9 protein-coding genes are annotated in these 7,584 nt (G+C 51.1%); 2 read left to right on the top strand and 7 right to left on the bottom strand.

Annotated elements, in window-relative coordinates; translation table 11 throughout:
- Window positions 1–388 precede the first annotated feature (388 nt).
- Together T488_RS0102970 and T488_RS0102965 are read left to right on the top strand one after the other, a co-directional pair.
- On the top strand, window positions 389–862 hold the full coding sequence (locus tag T488_RS0102970; protein ID WP_028519511.1) for an RNA polymerase sigma factor: 474 nt from the start codon (window positions 389–391) through the stop codon (window positions 860–862).
- A complete protein-coding gene (locus tag T488_RS0102965; protein WP_028519510.1) occupies window positions 859–1,950 on the top strand; it encodes a DUF4179 domain-containing protein in 1,092 nt (363 codons plus the stop codon). The genes T488_RS0102970 and T488_RS0102965 overlap by 4 nt, the downstream gene beginning before the upstream one ends.
- Before the next feature lie 386 nt (window positions 1,951–2,336).
- Here the strand turns inward: T488_RS0102965 and T488_RS0102960 are convergent, their stop codons facing one another.
- From T488_RS0102960 to leuC, 7 genes are all read right to left on the bottom strand, one after another.
- Complete coding sequence (locus T488_RS0102960) at window positions 2,337–2,714, bottom strand: RidA family protein (RefSeq protein WP_028519509.1); 378 nt, start codon at window positions 2,712–2,714, stop codon at window positions 2,337–2,339.
- Window positions 2,715–2,735: 21 nt separating this feature from the next.
- Window positions 2,736–3,437: a hypothetical protein gene (locus T488_RS0102955; protein ID WP_028519508.1), complete on the bottom strand. Its 702-nt coding sequence runs from the start codon at window positions 3,435–3,437 to the stop codon at window positions 2,736–2,738.
- Between the two features lie 138 nt (window positions 3,438–3,575).
- Window positions 3,576–4,649 (bottom strand): 3-isopropylmalate dehydrogenase, encoded by a 1,074-nt coding sequence (gene leuB / locus T488_RS0102950; protein WP_028519507.1) that lies wholly within the window; start codon window positions 4,647–4,649, stop codon window positions 3,576–3,578.
- A 53-nt stretch (window positions 4,650–4,702) separates the two neighbouring features.
- Complete coding sequence (locus T488_RS0102945; RefSeq protein WP_028519506.1) at window positions 4,703–5,359, bottom strand: YhfC family glutamic-type intramembrane protease; 657 nt, start codon at window positions 5,357–5,359, stop codon at window positions 4,703–4,705.
- Window positions 5,352–5,777, bottom strand: a complete 426-nt coding sequence (locus T488_RS0102940) for an NUDIX domain-containing protein (RefSeq protein ID WP_028519505.1) — start codon at window positions 5,775–5,777, stop codon at window positions 5,352–5,354. The genes T488_RS0102945 and T488_RS0102940 overlap by 8 nt, the downstream gene beginning before the upstream one ends.
- Before the next feature lie 10 nt (window positions 5,778–5,787).
- Window positions 5,788–6,279 carry a 3-isopropylmalate dehydratase small subunit gene (gene leuD / locus T488_RS0102935; protein WP_028519504.1) on the bottom strand — a complete coding sequence of 164 codons (492 nt, stop codon included), beginning with the start codon at window positions 6,277–6,279 and terminating at the stop codon, window positions 5,788–5,790.
- Entirely contained in the window at window positions 6,276–7,544 is a 1,269-nt protein-coding gene (gene leuC, locus T488_RS0102930; protein ID WP_028519503.1) for a 3-isopropylmalate dehydratase large subunit, read from the bottom strand. Before leuC ends, leuD begins: the two co-directional genes overlap by 4 nt.
- Between the last annotated feature and the right edge of the window lie 40 nt (window positions 7,545–7,584).

The following is a 7,584-nucleotide window of genomic DNA, read 5'->3' as shown; positions in this document are numbered from 1 at the left end:
TCCAAAAACAGTCCGGTGGACTGTTTTTGGAGAGGGGACGCCTTGTAAGAGAAGGCGTCCCCTGGTTGAGCGGATGATAGTCGCCACTATAATACGAATTTTGTGGGACGTCGAGTGACTCCCTACGGTGTAGGGAGATGTCAGCGAAGCTGACAGAGGGTACGTGCAGCTGTTAGCTGCGCCGTCCCCTACAAATGTAAATTATGATTTATCTCAGTTATCCGTATGCGCCGGATTTTGACATCTGCTCACTCTTGCTGTATAATATTATGGCGGACTGAAATTTTTTTCAGAAAAATGAAACCTTTTCCGCCGCAGGTGTGTATTATGAGTGTAAAGGTCCTGACGACCTCCCACGAAACGTTTCTAAAAGGAAGAACAGAAAGCTATGACTGACGAAAAATTCTTATGGGCATATACAGAATTTAAAAATACGGTCTATTCCGTCATATTCAGCTATGTGCGCAATACAGAGGACGCCTCCGAGCTTTCTCAGGATACCTTCATAAAGCTATACACATACGACGGCGGCTTCGACTCCGATGAGCATATGAAAGCATGGCTCATCAGGGTCGCTGTAAACAGCTGCAAAAATCACTTTCGAAGCAGAAAGCATATTTCCGCCTCACCTATCCCCGAGGACCTTCCCTCGGAGGAGACACATGAGACCGACGAGATCATCAGCATCGTAATGAAGCTCCCCGAAAAATACCGCATACCCATCCACCTGTTCTACTATGAGGAGTACAGCGTTGCAGAAATAGCGGATATACTTGGGCTGCCCGAGGCTACGGTGAAGACCAGGCTCAAACGGGGCAGGGACAAGCTGAAGAAAACTCTGAGAAAGGAAGATTGGCTGTGAGCGAGAATAAATACAAAAAGGCAATGAACGACGTATGTGACAGGAATTTCAATGTATCGGCTGCGGAAATGCTTGAGAAAGCCCGCTCCGCTCCCTCTACGGAAAGGAATATCACTATGACAGGCAAAACTAAGACTAACATTATAGGTAAATTCATCGGCGCGGCAGCTGCCTGCCTTATAATCTCAGGCACAGCCGCTTCGGCTATGGGCTACGGTCCCCTTGGAGACAGCTTCCGCAGGTTCTTCGGCAAGGACGAGACCACAGCAGAGATAATCGACGAGGGTCACTACTGCGAGGTGGGGCAGGACGCCACCGACGACGGCTTCACCGTATTGCTGGACTCCGTAACAGGCGACCGCTCCTCACCAAAGCTGCTTTTCGAGGTTACTGTACACGATGAGGAGCTTGCTGCAAAAAACGATAAGCTCCGCCTCTTCGCATATGTGCTTGACGAGGACACCTACAGAAACCGCCTTGATGATTACGGTATGTGGGACGCCTGGGGTGAAAAGGACCCCGATGTCAGCAATATGTACCATGTCTGCATGGACGGCCCCGCAACATTCATGATAAACGAAGCCGATGTACTTGCGGCAGTAAAGCAGATAAGCTTTGAAAATGACCCTGTGAACCGCAAATTCGACTATGACGTGGATATGGAGTTCCGCTTCAAAGTCCCCGAGCAGGCTCTCAAGGAGACCGCCTATGAATTCTACGACGACATCACCATAAGCAGCGGCAATGTTGATTATGAGCTGTTCTATGCCGAATTCGGCGCATATGATTCTCTGCTCAAGGTAAAGTACGACTTCATGGGCACAGACCTTGCAGGCGGCGAGACAGACTACTATCAGGTTGCCGACAAGTTCGACAAGGACTGGCACGACCTTGCCGGGAACTTCATTCTCACCGTTGACGGCGCTGAATATGAGCCCAAGGAAATGGGCTACAGCTACTGCGATACAGAGGGCGAAGCCTTTGACGCAGGAAAGTGCAGCACATGGATGACCTTCCCCAGCGTGGACTTCACCTCCGCTGAAAGCGTTACCCTCACCGTTAACGAACAGGTCTACGACCTTAAATAATATGATATAGTAAAAAGCGGCACAGTTTTCAGGCGATGCTCATACAGAGTTTTACGGGTGATATTGAGGTCCCCCCTTTTGAAAAAGGGGGGACCTCAAACTACATTCCTAAAACCTTTAGCATTAAATTTAGCCCATACAGGGTGCTCTCAGTAAAATACTGATTTTCACATTTTGTGGAGCGCCCTGTATGGGCTAAATTCAGTTATGAAGTCTTTGGAAAAGGGATTCGGGGTGACTCCCCGCAGTGCGGGGAGATGTCACGCAGTGACAGAGGGGCGCGCCTCCGTCAGAAGAGAACCTTTCCTCAGAAAGTTTTCCCCCGATAATTACGTATAAACTGTCATATAAGCACAGCGGTCATATCCGCTGCGTTTTTTTACACATCAGAGCTCACTTTCGGCGATGACCTCTACCTCCACAAGTACGCCCTTTGGAAGTGTCTTTACCGCAACGCAGCTCCTTGCAGGAAGGGAAGTGAAGTACCTTCCGTAGATCTCGTTGAATGCGGCAAAATCGTTCATATCCGCAAGAAAGCAGGTAGTCTTTACAGCCTTCTCGAATGAAGAGCCTGCTGTGGCGAGGACAGCGCCCAGGTTCTGCATTACCTGTTCTGTCTGCTCCTCGATAGTTGTGCCTTTTACGGTGTTGGTGAGCGGATCAATGGCTATCTGTCCGCTGGTATAGACCATTCCTCTTGAGACCATTGCCTGTGAATAGGGACCTACTGCGGCAGGCGCCTTTTCTGTGTGTATCTTTATCATAGTATTATCCTCCGTAGTGGATCATACAGCATCATCGTCTTCAAAGTCCTCGCTGTCCCAGTCATCATCATCGTCGTCATCCCAGTCCCAGTCCCAGTCGCTTTCGCTCTTTTCGCCCTGATCTATTCCTACATAGCCGAAATAGCTTTCGTCGCCCTTCTGTGTCATTATCACATTATACTGAGTATAGGGTACGTCCACATCGTTGACTGTCATATGAGATACCTGCACGATGAGTGCGCAGGGACCCGCATAGTCCTCGTCAGCGACCTTTGATGATTTGCGGTAGCTGTCCATATCGAAGCCGCTTCCCTCAATGCTGAAAACGGTATTCTCATCGTCCATGCCCTCGGCAGCGAGCTGATAGTCTTTGCCGTAGATGTGGAGAATGCCGTCCTCAGAGATGCTTACCGGATCGTCCTTGTATGTTTCCTGGAGCTTCTTGGGATCAAGCTCCTCGGGTACATCACCCATGGTCATATAGCCGTTGAGGTGATAGGGACCTGCAAGGTCCTTGAGAGCAACGGGATCGGCGTCTTCAGCTGTTGATCCTTCATTTTTGGTTTCTTCTGTTTCCTTTTCAGCGGTGGTATCCTCTGCAACAGTAGTTTCTGCCTTGGAAGAATCAGTTTCCTTGTCGGAAGCCTTTTCCTTGTCAGCGCCGCACCCCACGAGCGCTGCTGCGAAAATAAGTGCTGAAAGTCCCAATAATCCTTTTTTCATTTTTTACCTCCTGATATTTCTGCGATATAAAAAATATATACGCAAATAATTTATGTATATATAATAATAGTTTTTACACAGAAAGTCAATGAGGAAATTTTAAATTATTTGTGGAGTTCATATGAACTCATTATAGGCTTATATAACCTTCAATATAGCTTCTGTCATCTCCGTACAGCTAAGGTACTCACCCTTGTCGCTTCCCATGAGATCGGCAGTCCTGAGACCTGCGTCAAGCACCTTATCCACGGCATTTTCGATGGTCTCAGCCTCCTTTATGAGACCGAAGGAATAGCGGAGCATCATGGCTCCCGAAAGGATAGTGGCAATGGGGTTAGCCATATTATTTCCCGCAATATCGGGTGCAGAACCGTGTATGGGCTCGTAGAGACCCCGCTTTGAAGCGCCCAGTGACGCCGAAGCCAGCATTCCTATGGAGCCTGTGATCTGCGAGGCTTCATCTGAAAGTATATCTCCGAACATATTGGAGGTCACTATCACATCGAACTGCCTGGGGTCGCGCACCAGCTGCATAGCGGCGTTGTCCACGAACATATCCCTGTATTCCACCTCGGGGTACTGCTCCGACAGCTCATGCATGGTCTTGCGCCAGAGCCGTGAGGACTCCAGAACGTTTGCCTTATCCACGCTGCAAAGGCGCTTGCTGCGCTTCATAGCGGCTTCAAAGGCGACTTTGCCGATACGTTCTATCTCGGTGACGCTGTAAGCCTCGGTGTCGAAAGCCTCCTGACCGTACTTTCCCTCGCGGTAGCCGCGGTCACCAAAGTAAATACCTCCCGTGAGCTCGCGTACTATCATTATGTCAAAGCCCTCGCCCACTATCTCGTCCTTCAGGGGAGAAGCTCCGCGGAGAGCAGGGTAGAGCTTTGCGGGGCGGAGATTGGTGAACAGCCCCATAGCCGAGCGAATGCCCAGCAGAGCCTTTTCGGGGCGCTTGTCTCCGGGCTGGTCGTCCCACTTGGGGCCGCCAACGGCTCCCAGTATGACGCTGTCCGAAGCCAGGCAGCCGTCCACGGTCTCCTGAGGGAGTGGGATACCGGTCTCGTCAATGGCGCAGCCGCCGATGAGGTAGGGGGTAAAGGTGAATTTATGTCCGAACTTTTCTGCTGTCTTTTCAAGGACTGCCACGGCGCTGTCCACTATCTCGGGACCTATGCCGTCGCCCTTTAGCAATGCGATCTTCAGTTCCATAATTACTCCTTTCGTTTAATGAAAATGCAGTGCCGTGCAGAACACGCGCTGCCTTATATATATGTCTCATGCTCATAAGAGACTTCCATTGCCTTGCAGCAGCGATATGCGGCATAGCATATGCCTGCTGTCAGGAACAGACGAATCGCCATTGAAACAGGCGTTATAAACACCGCTCCAGTGAGGTTGCTCAAGAAGTGGAGAAATACCGCTAATGGAAGCATTATCTTTGACTTGTTCATCTGTATGCCGTAGAATATGAGGACGGTAACGCCGATACAGAAAGCCGCGCCTTCGATGAAGCCAAACAAATTCACGGGGAAAATATCCGCGGCTGCACTGCCTGTGCCGATGAGATTTATGCAGGCAAATCCCGAGCCTATACTCTCAAAGGAGCCGTGGCCTATTGCGTAGGTGACTGCGTCTCTGCGGTGGTCGTATGACCTGAGGAGCCAGCGCAGCACGATGAACTTGCTGCCCTCCTCGAATATGCCGTAGAGCAGAGCCTGCTGCAAATAGAATGAGAGATGGTCGCTGTGGTCAAAGCCTGAGCGTATTGCTCCAGCGACGAAAAATACAGGGAAGCACACCGCAAGTGCGACAGGTGCGGGTAGAATCCGTGCCCCTGTCCTTTTGTGCCAGAATATCAGCAGGAGCAGCGGCCCCAGCAGATTTGTAAGTCCTGCCAGAAGGCAGCTCAGGTCAGTCATGATGGTCTCCTTTGCTGAGAATATCAAAAACATTGTTCTTCTCGAGATCGCTGATTATCTCAGCAGGAAGCAGGGAACGGCACTGCTGTTCGTCAGCCCATACAAAAGAGCTGTGTTCAGAGCTCAGCCTTACGTCTTCTTCATCTGTTTCGCACAGATACGCTATGATAAGATCGGGGACCTCATGGTGTAAGAGCGCAATATAAGCGATATTGCCTATCCTGATATGCTCAATGCCTGTTTCTTCCCTGACCTCTCGCTTTGCAGCCTCCTCGGGAGTCTCTCCGCTTTCGACACTGCCGCCTGCATTTTCCCATGTATCTGCGCCCGTGTCATCGTTTTCACTGCGCCTGACAAGGAGAAAACGGTTCAGCTTTTTATTGTGGATTATACATTTTACGATTATCTTCGCTGTCATTTTCTGCGCCTCAGAAAGCCTCGTTGACGATAGCCTGCATAAGTCCGCCGTTTTCGATTATCTTCTGTACGAAATCGGGGAAGGGAGCTGTTTTGTACTCCTTGCCAGTAGTTATATTGCGGATAATGCCGTTGTCGAGGTCGGCTTCCACGGTGTCTCCCTCGGATATCTCCTCAGCAGCCGCAGGACATTCCACGATGGCAAGTCCTATGTTTATGGCGTTGCGGTAGAAGATACGGGCGAAGCTCTTGGCGATGACCAGTGAGACACCGCTTGCCTTTATGGCTATGGGAGCGTGCTCACGGGAGGAGCCGCAGCCGAAATTCTGACCTGCGGTAATGATGTCCCCCTGCTTTACGCGGCTGACGAAGGTCTTGTCAAGGTCCTCCATGCAGTGGCTCGCCAGCTCCTTGTGGTCGCTGGTATTGAGGTAACGTGCAGGGATAATAACGTCTGTGTCCACGTTGTCGCCGTACTTTATAACGCTTCCTGTGTATTTCATTTTCCCATTACCTCCCATGGACTTGTTATCCTGCCTGTTACTGCGCTTGCTGCGGCAGTTGCAGGGCTTGCAAGGTACACCTCTGACTCTGGGTGACCCATTCTTCCCACAAAATTGCGGTTCGTGGTGGTTATGGCTCTCTCTCCTGCGGCAAGTATGCCCATGTATCCGCCGAGACATGGTCCGCAGGTGGGGGTGGAGACTACTGCGCCGAATTCGATGAATGTGCGGAGGAGTCCCATTTCCATAGCGTCAAGGTAGACCTGCTGAGTCGCAGGGATAACTATGACGCGGACGTTCTTTGCCGCCTTTCTGCCCTTCATTATCTCTGCGGCGGCGATAAGGTCCTCAAGTCTGCCGTTGGTGCAGGAACCGATGACCACCTGGTCTATCTTCACATCGCCTATTTCGCCGAAGGTCTTTGCGTTTTCGGGGAGGTGGGGGAAAGCCACGGTGGGCTCAATTGCCGAAAGGTCTATGTCCATGACCTCGTCGTATTCAGCGTCGGGGTCGGCACTGTACACAACGGGCTCTGCGCCGCCGTGCTGACGGATATAGTCAAGGGTTATCTCGTCCACCTCGAAGATACCGTTCTTTGCGCCTGCCTCTATAGCCATGTTGGCGATGCAGAGGCGGTCGGCCATGGACAGTGAGGAGAGTCCCTCGCCTGTGAACTCCATAGAGCGGTAGAGGGCGCCGTCAACGCCTATTTTTCCAATGATGTGGAGGATAACGTCCTTGCCCGAAACGTATCTGCGGAGGCTTCCCGTAAGGTTGAACTTAATGGCAGAGGGCACCTTGAACCACGCCTTGCCTGTTGCCATGCCGCAGGCCATATCCGTGGAGCCGACGCCTGTGGAGAAGGCTCCCAGAGCGCCGTAGGTGCAGGTGTGGGAGTCGGCGCCGATGACTGCATTTCCTGCGGTGACCAGTCCTTTTTCGGGGAGCAGGGCGTGTTCAATGCCCATTTCTCCCACATCGTAAAAATGGGTTATTTCCTTTTCTCCGCAGAAATCGCGGCACATTTTGCACTGCTCTGCCGCCTTTATGTCCTTGTTTGGCGCGAAGTGATCCATGACCATGGTGATCTTATCTTTGTCGAACACGCTGTCTTTGCCAAGCTTTGCGAACTCCTTTATAGCTACGGGAGAGGTGATATCGTTGCCGAGGACCAGATCTAAGTCGGCTAAGATAAGCTCTCCCGGGCTGACGGACTCTCTGCCCGAGTGAGCCGCAAGTATCTTCTGCGTCATTGTCATTGCCATTTTTACACGCTTCTTTCGTATATATTTGCCGCGGAGCTGT

Source organism: Ruminococcus flavefaciens ND2009 (genome assembly GCF_000621785.1).
Classification (GTDB): domain Bacteria; phylum Bacillota; class Clostridia; order Oscillospirales; family Ruminococcaceae; genus Ruminococcus; species Ruminococcus flavefaciens_C.
The sequence above is the reverse complement of the archived record's forward strand: the minus strand, read 5'-3'. Positions and strand labels throughout refer to the sequence as shown.